This window comes from Streptomyces sp. XM83C, assembly GCF_023072675.1.
In the GTDB taxonomy this organism is placed as follows: Bacteria; Actinomycetota; Actinomycetes; order Streptomycetales; family Streptomycetaceae; genus Streptomyces; species Streptomyces thermocoprophilus.
In genome coordinates this window covers 1-298 of sequence record NZ_JALLGL010000685.1, presented here as the reverse complement: position 1 = coordinate 298, position 298 = coordinate 1, and the positions used below count along the sequence as shown (strand labels likewise).

Below are 298 nucleotides of genomic sequence, written 5' to 3'. Positions count from 1 at the left end.
TCCTGGCTGGCCGGATGCCGACGCCTGCACCGCCGCTACGAGCGAAAGGCCGAACACTTCCTGGCCTTCGTCGGCATAGCCGCAGCCCTCATCAGCTACCGCCGACTCACCAACTGAAACAACGTCTTAGACCGTGTCCTATGTGGTGAGGCGTCGTTGAACCCGTCATGGTGACGGCGGCCGTGGCAAGCTCCCCATAGGCGGCCATTTACCGCCCCACTGATGGCCACGGGTTTCCCCGCGTACGGCCAGTTTTCTCCCCGCTCGCCCCGAGTAGTCCCGCTCGGCGACGCTGGAG

General features: G+C 65.1%; 1 pseudogene. It reads left to right on the top strand.

Annotation, left to right across the window (positions count from 1 at the left end):
- Nucleotides 1-117 (top strand): annotated as a pseudogene (locus tag MTQ10_RS31065) (IS5/IS1182 family transposase); the annotation flags it as partial.
- Between the last annotated feature and the right edge of the window lie 181 nt (nucleotides 118-298).